Annotated in this window: 18 protein-coding genes; 11 read left to right on the forward strand and 7 right to left on the reverse strand. The window is 67.6% G+C overall.

What is annotated here, in order from left to right:
* Positions 1 to 85: 85 nt before the first annotated feature.
* From Poly30_RS15775 to Poly30_RS15785, 3 genes are read right to left on the reverse strand one after another with little or no spacing between them, the layout of a single operon-like run.
* Positions 86 to 562 carry a hypothetical protein gene (locus Poly30_RS15775; RefSeq protein ID WP_145199039.1) on the reverse strand — a complete coding sequence of 159 codons (477 nt, stop codon included), beginning with the start codon at positions 560 to 562 and terminating at the stop codon, positions 86 to 88.
* A gap of 34 nt (positions 563 to 596) precedes the next feature.
* Positions 597 to 2,489 carry an HAD-IB family phosphatase gene (locus Poly30_RS15780; protein WP_145199042.1) on the reverse strand — a complete coding sequence of 631 codons (1,893 nt, stop codon included), beginning with the start codon at positions 2,487 to 2,489 and terminating at the stop codon, positions 597 to 599.
* Positions 2,490 to 2,520: 31 nt separating this feature from the next.
* Positions 2,521 to 2,715 (reverse strand): hypothetical protein, encoded by a 195-nt coding sequence (locus tag Poly30_RS15785; protein WP_145199046.1) that lies wholly within the window; start codon positions 2,713 to 2,715, stop codon positions 2,521 to 2,523.
* A gap of 274 nt (positions 2,716 to 2,989) precedes the next feature.
* Between Poly30_RS15785 and fabG the strand changes: the two genes are divergently transcribed.
* From fabG to Poly30_RS15800, 3 genes are read left to right on the forward strand one after another with little or no spacing between them, the layout of a single operon-like run.
* Positions 2,990 to 3,721, forward strand: a complete 732-nt coding sequence (gene fabG / locus Poly30_RS15790) for a 3-oxoacyl-ACP reductase FabG (RefSeq protein ID WP_145199050.1) — start codon at positions 2,990 to 2,992, stop codon at positions 3,719 to 3,721.
* Positions 3,721 to 4,206, forward strand: a complete 486-nt coding sequence (locus tag Poly30_RS15795) for a 3-hydroxyacyl-ACP dehydratase FabZ family protein (protein ID WP_145199053.1) — start codon at positions 3,721 to 3,723, stop codon at positions 4,204 to 4,206. Before fabG ends, Poly30_RS15795 begins: the two co-directional genes overlap by 1 nt.
* On the forward strand, positions 4,206 to 5,009 hold the full coding sequence (locus tag Poly30_RS15800; RefSeq protein WP_145199056.1) for an enoyl-ACP reductase FabI: 804 nt from the start codon (positions 4,206 to 4,208) through the stop codon (positions 5,007 to 5,009). Before Poly30_RS15795 ends, Poly30_RS15800 begins: the two co-directional genes overlap by 1 nt.
* 87 nt (positions 5,010 to 5,096) lie before the next feature.
* On the opposite strand, the gene Poly30_RS15805 is transcribed toward Poly30_RS15800, so the two are convergent.
* Positions 5,097 to 6,011: a DUF4253 domain-containing protein gene (locus Poly30_RS15805; RefSeq protein ID WP_145199059.1), complete on the reverse strand. Its 915-nt coding sequence runs from the start codon at positions 6,009 to 6,011 to the stop codon at positions 5,097 to 5,099.
* A 149-nt stretch (positions 6,012 to 6,160) separates the two neighbouring features.
* On the reverse strand, positions 6,161 to 6,958 hold the full coding sequence (locus tag Poly30_RS15810; RefSeq protein WP_145199062.1) for a YciI family protein: 798 nt from the start codon (positions 6,956 to 6,958) through the stop codon (positions 6,161 to 6,163).
* 90 nt (positions 6,959 to 7,048) lie between these two features.
* Between Poly30_RS15810 and Poly30_RS15815 the strand changes: the two genes are divergently transcribed.
* The 3 genes from Poly30_RS15815 to Poly30_RS15825 all read left to right on the forward strand — a co-directional run bounded on the left by Poly30_RS15815 (position 7,049) and on the right by Poly30_RS15825 (position 10,997).
* Complete coding sequence (locus Poly30_RS15815; protein WP_145199065.1) at positions 7,049 to 8,290, forward strand: hypothetical protein; 1,242 nt, start codon at positions 7,049 to 7,051, stop codon at positions 8,288 to 8,290.
* 262 nt (positions 8,291 to 8,552) lie between these two features.
* The gene (locus tag Poly30_RS15820) at positions 8,553 to 9,989 is read left to right on the forward strand and encodes a di-heme oxidoredictase family protein (RefSeq protein WP_145199067.1); all 1,437 of its coding nucleotides are present in this window, start codon (positions 8,553 to 8,555) and stop codon (positions 9,987 to 9,989) included.
* A 120-nt stretch (positions 9,990 to 10,109) separates the two neighbouring features.
* On the forward strand, positions 10,110 to 10,997 hold the full coding sequence (locus Poly30_RS15825) for an EfeM/EfeO family lipoprotein (protein WP_145199070.1): 888 nt from the start codon (positions 10,110 to 10,112) through the stop codon (positions 10,995 to 10,997).
* 84 nt (positions 10,998 to 11,081) lie between these two features.
* Here the strand turns inward: Poly30_RS15825 and Poly30_RS15830 are convergent, their stop codons facing one another.
* Positions 11,082 to 11,738 (reverse strand): DUF2959 family protein, encoded by a 657-nt coding sequence (locus Poly30_RS15830; RefSeq protein WP_145199073.1) that lies wholly within the window; start codon positions 11,736 to 11,738, stop codon positions 11,082 to 11,084.
* A gap of 226 nt (positions 11,739 to 11,964) precedes the next feature.
* On the opposite strand from Poly30_RS15830, the gene Poly30_RS15835 reads away from it, so the two are divergent.
* Together Poly30_RS15835 and Poly30_RS15840 are read left to right on the forward strand one after the other, a co-directional pair.
* Complete coding sequence (locus Poly30_RS15835) at positions 11,965 to 13,566, forward strand: arylsulfatase (RefSeq protein WP_419190244.1); 1,602 nt, start codon at positions 11,965 to 11,967, stop codon at positions 13,564 to 13,566.
* 20 nt (positions 13,567 to 13,586) lie between these two features.
* A complete protein-coding gene (locus tag Poly30_RS15840) occupies positions 13,587 to 14,240 on the forward strand; it encodes a 4'-phosphopantetheinyl transferase family protein (protein ID WP_145199078.1) in 654 nt (217 codons plus the stop codon).
* 116 nt (positions 14,241 to 14,356) lie between these two features.
* Here Poly30_RS15840 and Poly30_RS15845 read toward each other — a convergent pair whose 3' ends face one another.
* A complete protein-coding gene (locus Poly30_RS15845) occupies positions 14,357 to 15,997 on the reverse strand; it encodes a sulfatase (RefSeq protein ID WP_145199082.1) in 1,641 nt (546 codons plus the stop codon).
* An 81-nt stretch (positions 15,998 to 16,078) separates the two neighbouring features.
* On the opposite strand from Poly30_RS15845, the gene Poly30_RS15850 reads away from it, so the two are divergent.
* The 3 genes from Poly30_RS15850 (at position 16,079) to Poly30_RS15860 (ending at position 20,170) form a co-directional block, all read left to right on the forward strand.
* The gene (locus Poly30_RS15850; RefSeq protein WP_145199085.1) at positions 16,079 to 17,350 is read left to right on the forward strand and encodes a hypothetical protein; all 1,272 of its coding nucleotides are present in this window, start codon (positions 16,079 to 16,081) and stop codon (positions 17,348 to 17,350) included.
* A 109-nt stretch (positions 17,351 to 17,459) separates the two neighbouring features.
* Complete coding sequence (locus Poly30_RS15855) at positions 17,460 to 18,476, forward strand: alpha/beta fold hydrolase (RefSeq protein WP_145199088.1); 1,017 nt, start codon at positions 17,460 to 17,462, stop codon at positions 18,474 to 18,476.
* Positions 18,473 to 20,170 (forward strand): fatty acid CoA ligase family protein, encoded by a 1,698-nt coding sequence (locus Poly30_RS15860; RefSeq protein WP_145199091.1) that lies wholly within the window; start codon positions 18,473 to 18,475, stop codon positions 20,168 to 20,170. Before Poly30_RS15855 ends, Poly30_RS15860 begins: the two co-directional genes overlap by 4 nt.
* Positions 20,171 to 20,175: the final 5 nt, after the last annotated feature.

The following is a 20,175-nucleotide window of genomic DNA, read 5'->3' on the forward strand; positions in this document are numbered from 1 at the left end:
CTATCCGGCTTTGAGCGAGAGCGCACCGAATCCCGCCGCGATTCCCGAAGAGGGACACGCGCTGCGCTCCCCGCCCCGCGCACCGCTATTCGTCGTCGGGCGTCCAGTCCGGTCTCTGCGTGACGCCGGAGGCCACGCCGAGCCCGCTCATCACGGAGGCCGGCAGGAAGCCGCTGAGGAATTCCTGGAGGTCCGCCATCTGGCGCTTCGAGGCCTCCGCGAAGGCACCGACGATGTCGCCGAGGCTCTCGAACGGCAGCTCGACGAGCCCCACCTTCGACAGGCCGAACCCGATCACCGCGAGACCGAAGCCCACGAGCAGGCTCAGCTTGAAGAACATTCGCAGGAGCGCGCCGAGCGCGAAGCCACCGAGGTAGCCCGCGCCGCTCTGCACGCTCGTCCACGTCATCTCCCCGCTGCCGAATTCCGAATCGGCCAGCGCGGAGTAGCCCTTGGCGGCCAGCCCCACGCCGAGAAGAAGAAGGGAACCGCGGACCATCACCTTCTTCTTGAAGGAGAGATCCGTGAAGGTCGAGGCGACGAAGTGCTTGAGGCTGATCACGGGAGTGCTGTCGGGGTGGAGTGGGCCGGGACGGTCAGCCGTGCAGGATGCCCGATAGCGCAGAGAGCAGGGCCCTGAATTCCTGCACCGGGTGGTCCCCCATGTGCCCGATCCTGACGTGGGATGCCTTGAGGACGCCGTAGCCGGGAGCGATCTCGAAGCCCGCCGCACGCATGCCCGCCAGGATGCCGGGCACCCTCGGTTCCCCGAGGCCGATGCAGGTGACGGTCGGCGATGCCGTGACGTGCGCCTGGGGGCCTGGCCGCTGCAGGCCGTGCTCGTCCAGCCACTCGGAGCTCATCGCCCGCATCTTCGCGTGGCGGGCGAAGCGCAGCTCCCATCCGCTGCGGCCCGCGGCGGGCTCGCCGAGGAGCCGCACTTCGAGGCCCCCGTCGGTGATCGTTTCGAGCTGGTACAGCAGTGCCCGCAGGAGCGGGATGGTGGGCGTCATCGGCGGGTTCTGATCCTGGTGCCCGGCCGTGATGAGCGGGAGGTCGAGGAAGAAGCCGCGGTCTGGGGCCGAGGCCGCGGCGTCGAGCATCCGACGTGAGACGGCGTACACCCCGAGCCCGGGCGGCAGCGCGAGGGCCTTCTGGGTCCCTGCGAAGACGAAGTCGAACCCGTGGCGCGCGGCGTCGATCGGCGCGGCCGCCAGGTAGGTCACCGCGTCCACGAGAAGCATGGCACCGCCGCGCCTTGCGAGCGCACCCGCGATCTCCGTGGGCTCTGTCAGCGCGCCGCTGGAGGTCTCGCTAAGACAAACCGTGATGGCGTCGAACGGGCCTTCCTGGTCGAGCGCCACGCGGGCGGCCGCGAGATCCGCGGGTGCGCCGACCTCACTCACGATCCGCGTCACCCGGGCGCCGACCGACTCGGCGATCTCGGCGTAGCGCTCCGAGAAGGAGCCGTTGACGAGGGAGAGCACCCGGACCGGAGCGGATGCGTCGCCCTCACTCGCCCGCGGCGCGAGCGCGCGCAGGCTCATCTCCATCAGTGCCGTGGCTGTACAGGAGTGCACGCCCACCTCGTGGAGCGGTGCGCCCGCCAACCCGAAGGCGAGTCGCAGATGCGGATCGAGCGCGGCGATCACGCCTCGCATCTCGGCGGTCCGGTGGCCGATCATCGGCTCGCGCAGGCGATCGAGGACCTCGGGCCGAACCCGCGTCGGGCCGGGGATCCAGAGCTGCGGGCGGCGCGCGCGCTCCACGAGCTGCGCGAACGCTCGACTCCCGGAAGCGGTGAGCCGCTCCAGCTCCTCCTCCGTACACAGCATCGGCAGCAGCGCGGCGAAGTCATCCGTTCGACAAACGGCGTCGGCTCCGCGCGCCACCTCATCTCGCTCGGCCACGGCCGTGAAGGCCACGAAGGCATCGCAAACCCGCCGAGCTTCGAGGTCGGTCGCGCCGTCGCCGACCAGGACGATGGACGAGTCCCCGAAGGCCCTCTCGACGATCTCGGCCTTACCTCCCCTGCGGGCCAGCGGCGACGCGGCATCGAAGCCCGCGTAGGCTCCCGACTCATCGAAGTCGATTCCGACCGCCCAGACGCGATCCTCCGCCACCCCGAGATAGCGCGCCACCACCTCCACGGGCGGCGCGAGGCCCCCGGAGATCACGGCGACCTCCTTGCCGAGGAACTGCAGCGCGCGCACCGTCTCCAGCGCCCCGGCTGTCAGCGTCGCCAGGTAGCGAGCACCGATGGCGTCGACCTCCGCGCGGGACGGCTGGATCAGATCGAGTCGTCTGCCGTAGACCTCCTCCAGCGGAACGCGACCGTCCATGGCGAGGTTCGTGAGCGCCGCGACGTCGTCGCGCTGGACGTCGGGAAGCTGGGCGGTCAGTTCCTCGATGCCCTCGATCGAGGAGAGGGTCGAATCGCAGTCAAAGACAACGACATCGAAAGGAGGCGCGGATGAGCGGCTGAGCATGGGCCCAGGGTCGCCTGTTCCTCCATTCGGATCAATAGCGCTCGATCTTGTAGCCCTTGGTTCGCTTGATCACGTGGCCCGCGTTCCGGAGGACGCCCTCCACGGAGCTCGTCCTCCTGGCGCCGGACGGCGTCTCACCGGTCTGGAGCTGGCTCCCCACCAGGACGACCGCGGTGATGACCAGAACGACGCAGAGCACGACCTTCACGACCGTCGACCTGGGCACGTCAGGCCGGGGAGACGCTGTCGCGGGGTGACGCACTCGCTCACGTGGCGGGTGCGAGGACGGCGACGCAGACGACGTTCTGGGTGGCAGCATGGACGGGGAGCAGGGGGAGGCGGGACGGCCCTGGTGGCTGTATCGGCTCGGGGGCACCCGCAAGCCGGTGCTCGCCCGACAAAAAAGTCGCCACAGACACCGGACGCGCCTCGACCGAGACATGCCCCGCGAAGAGAATGGCCGGGCCTTTCCTTCCGCCACCCAGCACCCACCACCCCCCATGCGTTTCGAGAACCAGACCGTCGTCGTCACCGGAGGCACCCGCGGCATCGGCCGCGCGATTTCCCTGGCCTTCCTCGCGGAAGGGGCGATCGTCCACGCCACCTACTTCGGCAACGACGCCGCCGCCGACGCCCTCAGGGTGGCGTCAGGAGACGCCCAGGAGCGGCTCCTGACGCCGAAGTTCGACGCGGCCGACCACGAGGCAGCGGCGGCGTTCTGGGAGACCCTCGCGGACGTCCCGGTCTCGGTGCTCGTGGCGAACTCGGGGATCCGCAGGGACTCGATCCTGGCGACGATGTCCCCGGACGACTGGGATGCGGTCCTGCGCACGAACCTCACGGGCGGCTTCACGATGTCCAAGTTCGCGGTGCAGAACATGATGCGCCAGCGCTATGGCCGGATCATCTTCACGACGTCTCCCGCTGGCCGCTTCGGCTTCGAGGGCCAGGGCAACTACTCGGCCTCCAAGGCGGGCCAGGTCGGCCTGATGCGCTCGCTCTGCAAGGAGGTGGCCAAGCGGAAGATCACGGTGAACTGCGTCTCGCCTGGCTTCATCGCGACCGAGCTGCTCGACGACCTGCCGGAGGCGCTCGTCGACTCCTACAAGAAGTCCGTGCCCGCGCGCCGTTTCGGCGAACCGGAGGAGGTCGCCGCTGCGGTTCTTTTCCTGGCGTCCAAGGACGCCGCCTACATCACCGGTAGCACGCTCGACGTGACGGGAGGCCTCTGATGGCCCCGCACGAAACAGGATCCATCGTCGGGCGCCCCGTGACCGACTTCATCCCCCATCGTCCCCCGTTCCTCTTCGTGACCCGCGTCGTCGAGCACGAGGGCGATCGGCTCGTCGCGGAGTGGGACGTGCCCACGGACCTGCCCGCCTTCGAGGGTCACTTCCCCGGGGAGCCTGTCCTGCCCGGCGTGCTCATTTCCGAGTTCTGCTTCCAGGCGGGCGCGGTGCTGATCTACGCCACGAGCCAAGAGGACAAGGAGGCCGAGGGCGTCCCGGTCCTCACCCGCATCGAGGACGCGCGCTTCCGCAAGATCGTGCGACCGGGCGAAACTCTGCGGGCCGAGGTCCAGCTGACCGAGCGCCTTTCCAACGCGCGCTACGTGACGGCGAAGGTGACGAGCGCGGGGCAGAACGTGGTGCGCCTCAAGTGCGTGCTCGCCGTGGCGCCACCACCAGCGGCAGAGCCTGCGGAAGGAAACGCGTGATGCCGAAAAGCAGCGACTGGCTCGGACTCGGCGGCAAGACGTTCGTGGTGATGGGCCTGAAGAACCGTAAGAGCGTCGCCTGGCACGTCGCGAAGCAGCTCGCCGAGGTCGGGGCACGCTGCCTCTTCGTCGTGCGAACGGAGGAGCGACGCGAGGAGGTCCGAAAGCTCACCGAGGACGCCCCTGTCTACGTTTGCGACGTGAGAGACGAAGCGTCGATCGAGGCCCTGGGCCAGTCCATCCATGAGGACCACGGCACGGTCCACGGACTCGTCCACAGCATCGCGTTCGCGAACTACTCGGACGGTTGGAAGCCGTTTCACGAGACGAGAAAGGACGACTTCCTCGAGGCGACCGGCGTCTCGGCGTTTTCCCTGGTGCAGGTCGCGAACGCGCTGAAGCCGAGCTTCGCCGACGACGCCTCGGTCGTCACGATCTCGATCTCCACGACGACGATGGCCGCCGAGAACTACGGCTACATGGCCCCCATCAAGGCAGCGCTCGATTCGAGCGTCGTGTTCCTGGCCAAGTCCTTCAGCGCCTTCAGCCACGTGCGTTTCAACGGCGTGCGCGCGGGCCTCTTGAAGACGAGTTCCTCGGCCGGCATCCCCGGCTACGTCGACTCGTGGATGCACGCCGAGAAGGCCACGCTGCGGAAGGCGGGCCTCGAGACCCAGGAAGTCGCCGCGACGACGCTGTTCCTGCTCTCGCCCCGCTCCAGCGGCATCAACGGCCAGGGCATCGTCGTGGACGCGGGGATGGGCAGCAACTTCTTCGATTCGGAGCTGACGGGCGGATCGTAGGAGCCGGCCACTTCTCGCGGCCGAGGAGTCTGCGCCACCGAATGCGCTTCCGCGAGCCCCAGAGGGTGGGTAGCCGCCGTCACGGATTCAGGGGCGTTCGTGCAAGAACCAGCGGTCAGAGTCGACGAGACCCCGCGAATAGTGCCGGAGCCCGATCCCCGGGAGCAAGAGGCTACAAGGGGCCACGAGGCAATGCTCTCGGCCCAGCTTCCACGCGGTCTCGATCGAGTCCGGTGGGCGCTCGACGAGGAACTGAAGCATCGTTCCGTAGTGGGAGACGAGTTCCGCGCCGAACTCTCGCTCCCAGCGTCGAGCCAGGGCGACGTCGTAGGCGGCATCGTGGTAGGTCGAGCCCCACCAGCCGACATAGGCGAGAGCCTCGGCACCCACCGATGTCGGCAAGAAGAGGAGCACCGGGTCATTCGGCTCGTACCAGACGGCCTCCATCGACGAATCCGTGACGCGCTTTCCACGTGCCAGCTCCCAGTCCAGAAAGTTGCGGTCGATCTCGAATCGGCTATCGGCGATCAGCCGGGGTCGTTCCTCGTCCGCAGGCGATTCTCCAAAGAAATAGGCCGTGGTGGCTCGCGCGGATTCCCACTCCTCTTCCCCGTTGAAGTCTTCCTGGGAAGCCCGTTCGAGCTTGTCGAGAAAGCGGTCGAGGTTCAGCCTCTTGGATCGCTCGATGATCGCTCTGGGCAACCGCTCCTTTTGAGTGCCGCTCTGTTCGAATCCGAAGCGCGAAAAAGGCTGGCTCGACGTGAGGCGCGCGAAAAGGCTCGCGTTCGGGGGACTACTCCAAAGTTCGATGACGACGGGCCAGCGCCCTGTGCGCTCAAGACATGCCCGCGCCTCGCGCCACGCACCTTCGATGTCCTCCGGATCCACGGCCACACCGAACGCAAGTTCGCCGGTGTCGAGCACGGGCAATGTCACCATCTCTTCGCCGCTGAAGCGAGTGCCCTCGAGGCAGCGCGCGAGGTCTTCCTTGGTCTCGTTCATCGTCCGCTCCGGGATCGTATCATGGCGTGGCAGTAACGGAGGAGGCGGGAGGGTCGAGGGGGCGCGTGCCACGCATGAAGGGCACCGGTGCGACGCGGGAGATCGTGAATCCGTTCCAGCCACGTTCTGCGAGCGCCTTTGGCCTGGGCTCACTCCCCCCGCTGGGCCAGCTCCGCGATCACGGGGCTGCCGTACCACTCGGAGATGTGAACCTCGATCCCGTCCTCGTTCGCAACCTCCAATCGAGCGCGCAGCTCGGCCGCCGTCGGCACGTCGAGGATGGCGAAGAGTTCGTCCTCGCGCGGCGCTCGCATGCGCGCCATGAGGACGACGGTGCTGCCGATCGCGGGGTGCTGGAAGATCGAACGGGCCGCGCGGGGACCGTCCGGGGCCGTAAGAATCGTGTACGCGCGGATGTCCGGCTTCTCCATGTCTGCGCCTTCCGCTTCGCGTCTCCGCTGGCGAGCTGTTTCCATGGAGGGCAGTACCCGGATGACGTCGAGCGTGGTGAGAGGGAGGACCTCTTGGCGCAGCACCCCGGCCTGCGTCAGCGGATCGCCGCCGCCCAGTTCACGTGCGTTCTCGACGTCTGGCTCGTCGAGGAGAAAAATACCGATCAAGTCTTCCGCGTCTTTGTCCGGACCGAACGGGCCCGCGATCAGCAGTTTCCCCTGCTCTGCCAGCTCGTTCATGAAGTCGAATTGCCCCTGCGTGAGCGCCTCCGTGGAGCCTTCCGGAGCGGACCCCGTGCGCAGGAGCACCAGCGAAAAGTCCGCCGCGGCGTAGCCCCCTGACGGCGTTCTCGACGCGGAGGCGCAGCCGGCCACCAGAAGACCTCCCAGGAAACTGACCAGGAGCGAAACGGTCGAGCGCGCGGCGGACGCGCGGTACGCGCCTGAGCGCCGCTCGGACATGGCGGGCGCCGGGCCCTTGATGGTTTGGAACATGAGCGCAGGCTAACACCGGTGCCTCCGGCGACCTACCACCGGAACCACGCGACTGTGCAATCGAAACCGGAGAGCCATAGACTGCGAGGCATGTCCCCACATACCACCACTTCCCTCGAAGACAGGCTCCGAGCCCTGGCAGACGAACTATGCACGGCGCTCGAGCAAACCCTCGCCGAGGCGCTCCACAGCGCCGAAGCAGGCTCGATTCGGCCCGTTCAACTCACGCACGAACTCGGCCTCAACAAGAGCCTCGCCAGTCGCGTGATCCGCGCGCTGCACGAAGAGGATTCCCTGCGTGCACTCCGTGGAATCCCGACGCCCCAGGGCCTCCAGTTGATCCACCACGCAGCACGGAAGGCCCAGGCAAGCGACGCGGTTCTGGAGCGTCTGAACCGTGCGACCGAGGCGTACGCGGAGCTGCTCTCCGAGTTCAGCGGCGGGCGAACCGATCTCGAAGCCACGCTCGCTGGCTGGCTGCCAGAGGAACGCGAACGCGCGGAGCGCGACGCACGCCGATCGGTATTCCGAGGAATGACGACGCTCTGCGGTACGCGAGCGGGCACGGTCTACAACTCTATCTACCTCCTTCCCTCGAGCGAGGACCCCGAGCGCCTTGACTCGCTCCTCGTAGCGATTCGACAGGACGTTCGCCGCCTTCGCGTGGGTGCGCCCCTGCTGGTCATGAGCTTCGGCCCTTTCCGGGACGACGAGGACTGGCGATCGAAGCGGCGCACACTCGGCGGACGCGAGGTTCAGGAAGATCCTCTGAGCTTTCTCCTCCCCGACCTCTGCTCCCACCCGATTCCGAAGCTGGAGGTCACACGAAGCCGATGCGACGCAACGGAGATCCGCATCGCGGAGGACTCCCTCGACGTCAACGAGTTTGCCACGCTCGGTCTCGGATGCCGGACGCTCGGCCACTTCGAGCGATTCGCCACCCCGGAATCTCGCTACGGGTGCATGCCGGTCCGCGCGGGAAGACCCGCCGAAGCCCTGACCTTCGACCTCTTCATCCACCGGGATATCGTCATCGAGGGAGACCCCATCGCGACGGTCAGCCTGGACCACCCGCTTCCCCGACGCCTGGATGCGGAGCCTCCCGCCGAGGGCTCCCCCGACCGGACGACCGCTCCTGCGGTGATCCACCTCGACGCCCACCCGAGCGGACTCAGCAGCCAGGACGTCCGCTCCTGCAAGGCGATCGCGGAGAACGCCACGCGGGAGGCCGGCCTGCAGCCCTCGGACTTCCGAAAGTTCCGGACCCGGATCGAGTTCCCGATCCAGAGCGAGGAGCTCACTCTCTGGTGGCGTCTGCCGGAGCGCGCCTGAGGATCGGCCCCCATCTCCGCCGGGCCCTCTGGGCCCGTTTGGTAACGACAGTGTGCGTAGGCCCCCTTTGAGACCCCCTCGCGTGGGTCAGACTGCCCGCTCCCGGCCGATTCGTGGGAACGAGATGGCCGCATCTTCAGTCACACCCCAATAGAATTCGCTAACGAGGGTGATTCGGTCTCCTGATCGCCCCCTGGTCCGATGGCAGGCACCGACGCCTGTGCCACTCTCCCCCCCGCAGCCCCTGATCCGAGATTCTCCCGTGCCAACCAAGCTTCGAATCCATCGCTCTCCTTCGTCGCTCCTGACCCTGACCGTAGCGGCAGCGCTGTCGGCTCCAGCAGCGACTGCCACGCCTCTCTCGTTCCAGGACGATGGCCCCGCGCTGAGCGGTCACCGAATGACCCAGACCGAGGTCGCCAGCGGCACGCTCACGCTGGACGAGCTACGCACGGCGGGGCTACGCATGTTCGCGACGCCGTTCAACAAGCAGGACGGCTACGGCGACGGCCCCATGGATCCGAACAATCCCACCGAGCCAGGCCGTCGCCCGACGCTCCAGAACAACGGCACCTTCCTGCGGGTGAACGGGCTCGACGCCCAAACGTGCATGGAGTGCCACTCGGTGGGTAGCAACGCGACGGTCCCGTTCACCTTCGCCGTTGGCGGCGTCGGAGGCTCCAACAACAACGTTCTCTTCCAGCCGCGTTTCGTCGACGTGGCAGATGCGGGCGGTAACGGCTTTGCCGATTTCGACGGGCGCTACATCAACCCTCCGTTCCTCTTCGGGTCGGGAGGAGTCGAGCTCGTGGGCGTCGAGATGACGATGGATCTCCAGCGCGCGCCCCGCGCTGCCTTCTCCTACCCGGACACGGACATTCCGCTCGTCACACACGGCGTATCGTTCGGCGTTCTTCGCTATGACTCCGCGTCCCAGGGCTTCGACTACTCCGGCGTCGAAGGGGTCGACGAGGACCTCGTCGTTCGCCCTTTCGGGCGCAAGGGTGAGTTCACGACGGTCCGTGCCTTCGACATCGACGCGATGAAGTTCCACTTCGGCATGCAGCCGATGGAAACCGCCGGCGCGGGCGTGGACAACGACTCCGACGGGGTGGTGGACGAGATCCTGGTCGGTGAGCTTTCGGCTCTCCATATCTTCAACACCAACCTGGAGCGCCCGGAGGTCCGTGACTGGAACGCCGACGCCCAGGCTGGCTTCGACCTCTTCCAGGGCATCGGCTGCGCGAACTGTCACGTTCCCTCCATCACGACCCGCGAGCGCACACTCCGCTACCGGTTCCCCGAGGTGGCGAGCGCGCCCCAGCTGAACCAGTTCTACTCGACGGATCTGACCCAGAGCACCGCCGGCTTCGACGCCGCGCCGGGCGGCGGCATCGAGGTGCCGCTCTTCAGTGACCTGAAGCGGCACGACATGGGCGCGGGTCTCGCGGAGAGCTTCGGCAGCCCGCTCGACGGCCAGTTCATCACGGCGCGCCTCTGGGGCGTCGCCGACACCGCGCCGTACCTCCACGATGGCCGCGCGACGACCCTCACGGAAGCCATCCTCGCCCACGGCGGTGAGGCCCTCGATGCCCGGAACAACTTTGCCGGCCTGGGTCAGGCCCAGCGCGTGCAGATCCTGACCTTCCTGAAGCGCCTGCGCACACCGGAGAACCCGGCCAGCGACGTGATCCAGTAATTTCGCGCCAGGCCTTCAAAAAGGCCAAAAGGAGACGCTTCGAGACGTCGATACCTGAGGCGGGCCCCACCACACCGTGGAGGGACTCGCCCTCTTTCGTTTCTCGCGGCACTACCCGACATGCGCACCCACCTCCGGACCCCCCACGCCCTCCTTCGCTGCTCCGCTGCTCTCCTCCTGGGCATCTCTGCGAGCTGCGCTTCGTCCAAGACCCAGGAAGCCGCACCCGCCGCGCCAGCCTCGGTGTCCACCACGCCGTTTGCCGGCGAGGTCGGAATGGGCATCTCCTACCTCCAAACGCGCGCTTCCGACCTGGTCAACGCCGTCGAGAGCCTGGTCGTCTCGCTGGAGAACCGCGACCTCGCGGGCGCCAAGCGCGCGTACTTCGAAGCCCGCGCTCCCTACGAGGAGATCGAGATCGTCGCCCGCGCGTTCCCCGAACTGCACCGAAACATCGACGCGCGCGCCCACGAATTCCCGTCGGGCGAGCTCGACGGCGACTTCCGCGGCTTCCACCGGATCGAGATCTTCCTTTTCTCCCGTGAAAAGGTCACGCCCGCCATGCCCTATGCCAAGGAGCTCTTGGAGGACGTCGAGGAGCTCGAGGCCGTCCTCGCGGACCGCCGCCTGTACGACGCAAAGATGGAGTTCGAGGCCATGATCGATCGCTGCAGCGAAGTCGCCTCGAAGACCATCACGAGCGAGGAGGAGATGTGGAGCGACCAGAGCCTGATGGTCATCCGTCACTCGTGGATCGGCATCCATAGCCTCTACCGCCACTTCGCCTCCGACGTCCGCGACAAGGACGTCAAGCTCGCCGAGCGGATCGACCGCGCCTACCGCCAGGCCATCGAGCTGATCCGCTCCGACTTCCCCATCGGCCAGATCGAAGGCGCACCGTTCTCGATCATCGATCGCCGCAAGCGACGTGAGATCGCGGACGCGAGCCTCAAGCTGCGCGCGCTGCTGATCCAGGCCCAGCAGGAACTCGACCTGATCGACGCATAGCAAGAAGGCTCTACGACCACGAAAAAGCAGCGAGCGCCTCCCGTGGGAGGCGCTCGCTGCTTTCGTCTCCGAGGAGATCGCTGGCTACGCGTCAGGCTTGTTGTCGAACTCCTTGATGAACGACTCGGCTTCGGCGATCGACTTCTCCATGTTGGCGATGAGCTGACCGACGTCGCCCTCGATCTTGATGACGTCGTTCTCCAGCGAGTTGATCGCGAGGGAGTTCAGCGTGTGCTTGAGCGACAGCACCTGGTCGTGGAACGCGGCGAGGACCGGCGCCATCGAGGCCTCGGCCTTCTCCATCGAGCCGATCAGCCCGGTGTAGCGCTGGCGCGTCTGGCGGAGCTGGTCCTCACTACGGCGGCGAAGGTCCGCGCTCTCGTACTGCTCGATCTCCTCTTCCCATTCCTCGAAGAGGTCCGCTGCGACCGAGCGGATCTTCTCGATGCGCTTCGACACGTCCTCGGCTGCGTCGACGGAGTCGTCGTACTCGTCGCTGAACTCTTCGTACATCTTCTGGACGTTGCCGCCGTCGAAGTTGTTGAGTTCCTGGAACTTCTGGAGGGTCGTCTTGAACTGCTCTTGGGCGTCGACCTGCTCCTCGCGGGCATCCGCCACCCGATCGACGAGGATGTCGCGCTTCTCGACGCCGAACTGCTCCATCATCGCGTAGTAAGGCGTGCTGCAGCTGGACGCGCCCAGGGTCGTGGCAAGGCTGAAAAGAAGGAGTGCGGTGCGCATGGGTCTCTTGGGTTCGAACTCGAAGAGGATGGAGGACAGGGTCCGTGCGAAAGGGAATGCACGCACCCCGCTGGTTCGGGAAGCCCGGCGGGCCGGGCGACCGCCAGATTTTAGACCCGACGCTCCCCCGGAATGCGAGCGAGCGCGCCGAATTACCGGGCTCTGCATGACAGCACGGAGATCCGCGTGCCGCAGTGGCCGACTGCAGGCTGTATCCTCGGGAGCCATGTCCGACCCAAGAATGACGAGTCCCACGCTCTCCTTGGCGTCCAAGGCCCTCTTCTGGGCCCTGGGAACGCTGCTCCCGCTGTCCCATGCGATCGGACAAGAGGCCGCTCCAGCGGAGCAGCCGGCGCCTCCGTCACCCAACGTGATTGTCATCTACGTGGACGATCTCGGGGCCGGAGAGGTCGGCTGCTACGGGCAGACGAAGATCCAGACGCCGAACATCGACGCCATCGCCGCCGTGGGCATGCGCTTCACCCAGGGCTACAGCGGGTCGCCGGTGTGCGCCCCTTCGCGCTGCTCGCTCATGACCGGGAAGCACTCAGGGCACGCCGAGGTCCGCGACAACTGGGAGAACGGCGGCTGGGGTGAGAACCAGCCCGAAGGGCAGTGGCCCCTCTCCCAGGACGAGGTCACCCTCGCCGAGCGCCTCAAGGCCCGGGGCTATTCGACCGCGGGGTACGGAAAGTGGGGCCTCGGCGGCCCCGGCACGAGAGGCGCGCCCGAGCGCCAGGGCTTCGGCCACTTCTACGGCTACCTGTGCCAGCGCAAGGCACACAACTACTACCCGACCCATCTCTGGAAGGACGGCGTCAAGGCCCCCATCGAGGGAGCCGAGTTCTTCCCCGCTCACCAGAAGCTCGACGCGCCGCTCGGTTCCATCGACGAGTACTACGAGCGCTATGGCGACGGACACGAACGCTACGCGCCGGCGCTCATCGCCGAGGACATGCTGGCGTGGACGCGGGCGAAGGCCGAAGCCGGCGAGCCCTTCTTCCTCTACTACGCCTCGGTCATCCCCCACCTGGCGCTGCAGGTGCCGCGCGAGTACGTCGAGCGCTACCCGGCCGAATGGGACACGGCGCCCTACCTCGGCAAGCCGTCGTACCTTCCGCACCCGAGCCCGCGGCGCGCCTATGCGGGCATGATTTCCTTCCTCGACGACCAGGTCGGACGGTTGCTCGACCTCATCGAGGACACGGGTCAACGCGAGAACACGATCGTCATCTTCACCAGCGACAACGGCGCGACCTACACCGGGGGCGTGGACTTCGAGTTCTTCGGGAGCCACGACGGCCGCCGCGGTCAGAAAGGGAGCCTCTACGAGGGCGGCGTTCGGATCCCGTTCCTCGCGAGCTGGCCCGGGCACATCGCGGAAGGCGCCGTTTCGGACCGCCTCGTCTCCTCCATCGACCTGACGGCGACGCTGCTGGACCTCATCGGGGCCGAGGTTCCGGTCGGGCTCGACAGCGTCAGCTTCGCGCCCGTGCTCCTCGGTGATGACGAGGCGAAGGAGCGACCGTTCCTCTACTGGGAGTTCCGACCCGCGGGCGCCCAGGCGCTCCGCGAAGGCCCATGGAAACTCTTGCGCGTCGGCCTGAAGAAGGGCGAGCCGCGACTCGAGCTCTACCAGATGGAGAAGGATCCGAAGGAGACCACCAACGTGATCGACAAGCACCCGGAAATCGCCGCGCGGATGGTGAGGCTGATGGATATGAGTCACGAGCCTTCGCGCGGTTTCCCGCTGCCGACGATCGACGGGCCAGCGGCGGAGATCATGAAGCGCAAGAAGATCGATCCGCTCGAAGGGCCGAATGGTTGAGCCACACGGTAGCTGACGAGTTGAACCACGCCACCCTTCCATCGGCCGCTCACCTCGCAGGCGCGGGCGAGGAGCTGCTGATCGCCGTCGTCCGACCGACGCCGCACCAGGAATCAACGCGCCCGGCGCCGGAGCGGGTCGCCGCCCAGCGCGCGGCCTCCCGCGCCGCGCTGCGCGAGGCCGCTCGCCTCGCGGCCTGCCCTGACACGCAGTTCCAAAAGTCCGGCGAACGCGGCCGCCCGATCCCCACGGCGAGCGGTTGGCACTGGTCCATCAGCCACGACGCGACGTTCGTGGCGGCCGTCCTCTCGAGGCGCGGACCGCTCGGGATCGATCTCGAGCGCATCGCCCTGCGTCGTCGCCTGCTCGTGGAGCGAGTGGCCGACACAAACGAGCGCGCCGAACTCGGGGAGACCGCCGATCACGCGCTGGACGCCTTCGGCTTCGCGCGACTCTGGACCTCGAAGGAGGCAGTGCTGAAGGCCGAACAGATCGGCCTTCCTGGACTCACCGAATGCAAGCTCACCGGGCTCGACGGCGAGTGGCGAACGCGGCTCACCTACCGAGGGGAACCGCGCAGCGTCGTGCACACGCGGATCGGATCGCACCTGGTCAGCCTTTCCTCGACCGCGCCCTTCAGGCGTGTCCTCTGGGACCGGCCTGCGGAGAGCTAACCCGAATCATTCATCAAACTGCGTCGCCAGCGCGCCCAAACGGCGCCATGGCTGCGTCAGACGTCAGACGTCGGCCTGCGGCCTCCGCCCGCTTCGCGGGCTCCCGTCGTGGATGCTCACCGGGCCAGTAGATCCCGCGGAAGCGGGACAGGTTCGCCGGTGCTGAGCACGATCGACATCCCGGCGTTCGCGGCCTCCAGCTCCACCGACAGAAGCTCGGCGAGTGCGTCGACCGTGGCTGGCTGATCGAGCGCGAGGTCGTGGGCCTCCCCGATGTCCACGCTGAGGTCGTAGAGCTCGAATCGCGGCTCTGGCCTCCGCACCGCTCGAGCTGGCCGCCCGTCGACCCCGCTCTCCTCCACGACGCTCGAATGGAAGTAGATGAGCTTCCAGCGCCCGAGGCGCAGCGCGCTGTAAGGCTCGATTCCGGGGCCTGCGACACCCCAGTAGTGCGGCTGGTGCCAGACGATCGGACGCGTCTCCGGAACATCGGCCCCGCCAAGGACAGGTGAGAGGTCGAGCCCGGTCGCGCCAGCGTCGCGCGCGTCCCCGCCGGCCGCAGCCAGAAGCGTCCGAAAGAGATCCTGCGTCACGACGGGTCCGCGGGCCACGCGTCCGGCCTCGGTCACCCCGGGCCAGCGCACGAAGAGCGGCACGCGAACGCCGCCCTCGTAGGCCGAGCCCTTGCCGCTCTTGAGCGGCAGGTTGTGGCTGTGCTTCTTTCCCCCGCGGCCGTGGGCCGACAGGCCTCCGTTGTCGCTCGTGAACACCACGAGCGTGGTGTCCGCGATCCCGAGATCGTCGACGGCAGCGAGGATCTGGCCGACCGCATCGTCCACGCTCGCCACGAGCGTCGCGTAGGCGAGCTCGGGTCCGTCGAGATCCGGGAAGCGATCGCGAACGCGCTCGTTCACCATCAGCGGCGCATGCACCGCGTAGGGCGCGAAGTGCAGGAACACGCGCTCTCCGTCCGCCACGCTCCTCCGCATCGCCGCCTCGGCTTCATCGGCGAGCACATCGGTGAGGAACACCTCCTTCCCGTGGTGGGCCTCCAGCCCGGGGATATCCCAGGAGTGATCGCCTGGCCCCGTGCGACCCCTGCGCTGCTCGCGGCCCGCTGCGCTGAAGGCATCGATGCCGAGGTAGCTTCCTGGGCCCCCGGCGGCCCAGCCCGCCACGTTCACGTCGAACCCGAGCTCGGTCGGATCGCCGCCGGGGCCGGTGCCGAAGTGCGCCTTTCCCACGTGAATCGTGAAGTAGCCTGCTTGCCTCAGTCGCGACGCAAGCGTCGCCTCGCCCGGCTGAATCCCGTTCATTCGCCACGCAGGCGCTCGGAGCAGAGGAGCCTCACCCGGGAAGGGAGAGGACGTGTCCTGGTCGAAGTGCCGCGTCCAATAGGTGATGCCCGTTCGGGCCGGACTCTGGCCCAGCATCAGGCTGGTGCGAGTCGGCGTGCAAACGGGCGCCGCGGCGTAGGCGTCGGCGAAGCGGACCGACCGTTCAGCGAGGCGCGCGATATGCGGCGTCAGGAAGTGCCGCGCGCTGCTCGTTTCCTGGCCTTCGGCCTCCTTGGCCCCGTTGAGCTGAGGTTCGGTAAGCTGCGTCCACGCCCCTGGCTCCAGATCACGCCAGCCAAGATCGTCGATCATGAAGAGCACGATGTGCGGCCCCTTCGGACCCGTCTCCGAGGAGGGGCCAGGCAGAAGCGGACCGACCGCCAGCGATGCCAAGAGCGGCGAGATGAGAGCGAGTATCATGGGCGCAAGCGTACTCGACGGGTCCTGGATGGGAAGCGATACCGATTCGGAGTAGCCTGTGCGCGCTTTCCACGGCAGCCCATGCGCACGCTCCTCATCCTCCTCCTCGTGTCCGTACTCACCGCCCTTGGCTGGCTCTACGTTCGGACGGGATCGGAGGCCGCGCCGGCAGCGATCGCTCCGGTGGCGATGGAGCCCGAGACTTCGCAGGCTGGCGCCGAGAACTCCCTTTCGGTGCTCCAGCCGAGTCAGGAAGATCCTCTGGATCTGGCCTTCGAGCGACAGGAGGCCGACACCGCAGGCGCGAGACCCGGGGCGCACCCGTCGCAGATCGCATGGGGTGAGCAGAGGATCCTCGGCGCGCTCATCTCCAAGGGCACGCAACGGCCAGTTCCCGACTATTCGATCCTGGTGGTTCCAACGGGCCAGGACGTCCGGGACGCAGGGGCGCTGCCGCTGCGTCAGCGAACGAAGACCGATTCAGAGGGGCACTTCGAGCTGAGAGAACTGGAGGGACCTGGGCCCTGGGACGTCTACGCGTTCGCCGAGGACCTGGGGCTCGACCGCACCCATGCATGGCGCGGGGCCAGGATCGGCTCCGTGACCGCCAGCAACCCGGAAGAGGACGGGCGGGTCACGCTCCAGGTGGTGACAGGGCCACGGGTGATCCTGGAGTCTCCGCTTCCCGAAGGCGTGAAGCCCGGCGACGTCTGGTTCGAGCTCATCCACGAGCCGGACGACACGAGCCCCTCGCGGAGGCGTCTCCCGGGAGAGGCCATGACCCGGGACCGTCGCTTCTCCCGCGGCCGCGCCGGCGAGAACGGCAGCACGATCTCTGACCTGCCCTGGCCGCCGGGCGTCCAGTTCGGGCAGAGTTACATGGTCAGAGCGGTCACGGAGAATGGCCTGTACAGCCTGCTGGACCCCAGGAGCCCGGACGCGCACGCGATGGACGAGTGGCGGATCCTGCAGCCACTGGAGGCCCGCGGGCGCGTCGCGATCGAGCTCTCCATCACCGATCCCAGGGGGGAGGCCCCCACCGACGCGGACTGGGCCGACGCCCTGGGATCCGTTCGCTGGAGGCTCCTCGCCGAGGATCCAGCCAGAAGCGGGGACAAGTTGCTCTACGGAGCCCGGACGGTCCCTTGGAATCGCCGGTGGAGGCGCACGGGCACGAGGACCTTCGAGCTCCACGATCTATCCGTGCTTTCGAGGGTAGAGATCGGCCCCAGCCCCCGGGAACCGGGGGCCCTGCTGGAGGCCGGGAGCTTCGTGACCGAGACCCTGGTGAGGACGACTCCGGTCCACGGAAGCCCGGAACCCGTGCGGGTCCGGGTTCGCAAGGTGCGCTGACCGGGGTGGAACCGCTATCCTCTCCGGCCCCTTGGGTTCTCGTGCGCCACGCTGCGACACGCCCGCTCCAGCGTCCCCCCATTCCCCGAAGAACGTGAGTTCAGAGTCCGTGTCCACTTCCGACCCCCTGGCCCGCCCCGTGGAGCCCCGATCCGGCTCCACCGCCGGGGACGAGTCGATCCGGCGGCGGGCCGAAGAGATCGCGGGTCCGATCCGCCACCTCTTCCCCTACGAGCCACACTTCGCCGAGGTCCCGAGCGGCCGGCCAGCTCCCGAGAGTCTGGCGCGGATGCACTACGTGGACGAGGGCGCGGTGGACGCCTCCGGCCCCGTGCTCTGCGTCCACGGGAATCCCACCTGGTCATTCTACTGGCGCCGGATCATCGAGGGCCTGAAGGGCGAAACCCGGGTGATCGCGCCCGACCACCTCGGCATGGGTCTCTCCGATCGCATCCCGGGCGGCGTCCTCCTGGAGGACCATATCGCGGCGCTGGTCTCCCTGATCGACCAGCTCGATCTGACGGACATCACGCTCGTCGTGCACGACTGGGGCGGCGCGATCGGCGTCGGCGCGGCCCTGGAGCGACCCGAGCGGTTCTCGCGCTTCGTGATCACCAACACGGCGGCGTTCCCCACGAGCTTCATGCCGAAACGAATCGCCGCCTGCCGCGCGCCCGTCGTCGGCCGACTCGCGGTGCAGGGCGGCAATGCGTTCGCTCGCGCCGCGACGAAGCAAACGACGGTGATTCCTCTCGAAGAGGACGTCCGGAGAGGCCTGCTCGCTCCGTATTCGAACTGGGATGCGCGCGAGCAGATCTGGCGCTTCGTCATGGACATCCCGATGAAGGAAGACCATCCGAGCTGGACGACGCTCAGCCGCATCGCCGACCGGATCGAGTCGCTGGGTGACCGGCCGATGGAGATCGTCTGGGGCATGCGCGACTGGTGCTTCACACCGCTCTTCAAGTCCCAGTGGGAGCAGCGTTTCCCGGACGCCTTCGTCTCGGAACTCCAGGGCGCGGGGCACTACGTCAACGAGGATGCTCCCGAGGTCGTCATCGGCGCGATCCGGCGGATCAGGCGCCCGCCTCCCACCGAAGCAAGTGCCAGGGGAGCGACCGAATGACGCTTCAGGATCCGAACGTTCAGATCGGACCTCGCCTGCCAGGCGTTCCGGAGATCACCAACATCGCCTCGTTCCTGCCTGCGGGTGCCGCGGCCAGGCCGGACGCCGCCGCCGTGGTGGTCCCGGGCAAGCGGCCCGGTGAGTGGCAGAGCACCTCGTACGCGGAGCTGGAAGCGCTCTCCAACCGCATCGCAAACGGGCTCGCATCCGAGGGCGTGGTCAAGGGAATGCACGCCTGCGTCTTCGTCAAACCCGGGCCCGAACTCATCGCGATCACCTACGCGCTGTTCAAGCTCGGCGCGGTCCCTGTGCTCGCGGACCCCGGCATGGGACGCGAGCGCCTGCTCGCCGCCGTCGAACGTGTCGCTCCCGAGATCTTCATCGGCATTCCACTGGCCCACGCGGTCCGCAGCGTGTTCTCGGCCGCGTTCCAAAGCGTTCAGCTCTTCGTCACCGTCGGCATGCGGCTCGGCTGGAGCGGGATCACGCTGAAGAAAATGATCGCGCGCGAGCCGGGGACGTTCGAGATCGAGCCGACGGCCAGCACCGACGCAGCGGCCATCCTCTTCACGAGCGGCAGCACGGGCCCGCCCAAGGGCGTGCTCTACACACACGGCATGTTCCATGCCCAGGTGCTCGCGCTGAAGGCCCTCTACGACTTCGAGCCCGGCGAGGTGGACCTCGCGTGCTTCCCGCTCTTCGCGCTCTTCGATATCGCCTTCGGGATGACCTCGGTCTTTCCCGACATGGACGCGACGAAGCCCGCGAAGTGCGATCCTGCGAAGATCGCGCGCGCGATCGAGGAGTCGGGCGCGACGACGTCGTTCGGCTCGCCGGCGATCTGGCGTCGCGTGCTCCCCTATTGCCACGACCAGGGGTACAAGCTGCCCGGACTGAAGCGCCTTTTGATGGCGGGCGCACCCGTGCCACCGGACTTGATCCAGCGCGCCCACGCCGTGCTCAGCATGGACGCCGACGTCTTCACGCCCTACGGCGCCACCGAGGCGCTGCCCGTCGCTTCGATCGCGGGCCGCGAGGTGGCGCCCGGACTGCTCGACGCCATGAAGAACGGCGCGGGGACGTGCGTCGGCGAGGCCGCGCCCGGCATCGAGATTCGACTGATCAAGATCAGCGACGCTCCGATCGCGACGTGGTCGGACGACCTCGTCGTGGCCCTCGGGGAGATGGGCGAGGTCTGCGTCCGCGGCCCGGTCGTGACCGAGATCTACGCGGGCGAGGAAGAGCACACGCGCGCCGCGAAGATCCACGCTGCGGACGGCTCGGTCTGGCACCGCATGGGCGATATCGGCCGCTTCGATGCCCAGGGCCGACTCTGGTTCCTGGGCCGCAAGTCGCATCGACTGCAGACCGAAACCGGCAACCGGATGCCGGTGCCGGTCGAGAACATCTTCAACCTGCATCCGCGCGTCTATCGCACGGCGCTCGTCGGGATCGGGCCGAAGGGATCGGAGACGCCGCTCCTCGTGGTCGAGGCCATCCCGGGCGAGTACCCGAAGGGCGAGACGATGACCCAGGGCTTCATCATGCAGCTGCGCGATATTGGCCGGCGAGTGCCCCGATCTGCCGACATCGAGCACTTCCTCTTCCACGAGGCGTTCCCCGTCGATCCGCGGCACAACGCGAAGATCCATCGGGAAGAGCTGAAGGCCTGGGCCGAGCGCCAGGTGCTGTGACCGTT

Origin of the sequence: Saltatorellus ferox, assembly GCA_007751475.1 — a bacterium.
Taxonomy (GTDB): domain Bacteria; phylum Planctomycetota; class UBA1135; order UBA1135.